The sequence below is a fragment of the Microbacterium sp. NPDC090014 genome, assembly GCF_044748285.1.
GTDB lineage: Bacteria > Actinomycetota > Actinomycetes > Actinomycetales > Microbacteriaceae > Microbacterium.
This window is the reverse complement of record NZ_JBIVFS010000003.1, coordinates 1-1260: the sequence shown is the minus strand read 5'-3', so window position 1 is coordinate 1260 and position 1260 is coordinate 1. Positions and strand designations below refer to the sequence as shown.

Below are 1260 nucleotides of genomic sequence, written 5' to 3'. Positions count from 1 at the left end.
GCGAAGCTGAGAATTTAAGCCCCAGTAAACGGCGGTGGTAACTATAACCATCCTAAGGTAGCGAAATTCCTTGTCGGGTAAGTTCCGACCTGCACGAATGGCGTAACGACTTCCCAACTGTCTCAACCGCGAACTCGGCGAAATTGCATTACGAGTAAAGATGCTCGTTACGCGCAGCAGGACGGAAAGACCCCGTGACCTTTACTACAGCTTGGTATTGGTGTTCGGTGTGGCTTGTGTAGGATAGGTGGGAGACTGTGAAGCATGGACGCCAGTTCATGTGGAGTCATTGTTGAAATACCACTCTGGTCACTCTGGATATCTAACTTCGAACCGTAATCCGGTTCAGGGACAGTGCCTGGTGGGTAGTTTAACTGGGGCGGTTGCCTCCCAAAAAGTAACGGAGGCGCCCAAAGGTTCCCTCAACCTGGTTGGCAATCAGGTGTCGAGTGTAAGTGCACAAGGGAGCTTGACTGTGAGACTGACAGGTCGAGCAGGGACGAAAGTCGGGACTAGTGATCCGGCAGTGGCTTGTGGAAGCGCTGTCGCTCAACGGATAAAAGGTACCTCGGGGATAACAGGCTGATCTTGCCCAAGAGTCCATATCGACGGCATGGTTTGGCACCTCGATGTCGGCTCGTCGCATCCTGGGGCTGGAGTAGGTCCCAAGGGTTGGGCTGTTCGCCCATTAAAGCGGTACGCGAGCTGGGTTTAGAACGTCGTGAGACAGTTCGGTCCCTATCCGCTGCGCGCGTAGGAAATTTGAGAGGATCTGACCCTAGTACGAGAGGACCGGGTTGGACGAACCTCTGGTGTGTCAGTTGTTCCGCCAGGAGCACCGCTGATTAGCTACGTTCGGGATGGATAACCGCTGAAAGCATCTAAGCGGGAAGCCGGCCTCAAGATGAGATTTCCATACCTTCGGGTGAGAGGCTCCCAGCCAGACTACTGGGTTGATAGGCCAGATGTGGAAGTGCAGTAATGCATGCAGCTGACTGGTACTAATAAGCCGATGACTTGATAACACACCGTTTGTTGGTGCTACGCGTCCACTGAGTGGTTCTCGATGTACGGTCGAGAACCCTACAGACAACAATGATTTGTCTATAGGTTTGATTGAAACATCAATAGTGTTTCGGCGGCCATAGCGTGAGGGAAACGCCCGGTTTACATTCCGAACCCGGAAGCTAAGCCTCACAGCGCCGATGGTACTGCAGGGGGGACCCTGTGGGAGAGTAGGACACCGCCGGACTTCTTTTA

At 53.4% G+C, this 1260-nt stretch carries 2 rRNA genes (1 of these 2 only partly in view); both read left to right on the top strand.

The annotated features are described in order from the left end of the window. Positions 1–1025, top strand: a 23S ribosomal RNA gene (locus ACIPV5_RS17580); it begins 2172 nt to the left of the window's first position. Between the two features lie 109 nt (positions 1026–1134). After that, positions 1135–1252, top strand: a 5S ribosomal RNA gene (rrf, locus tag ACIPV5_RS17575). Positions 1253–1260: the final 8 nt, after the last annotated feature.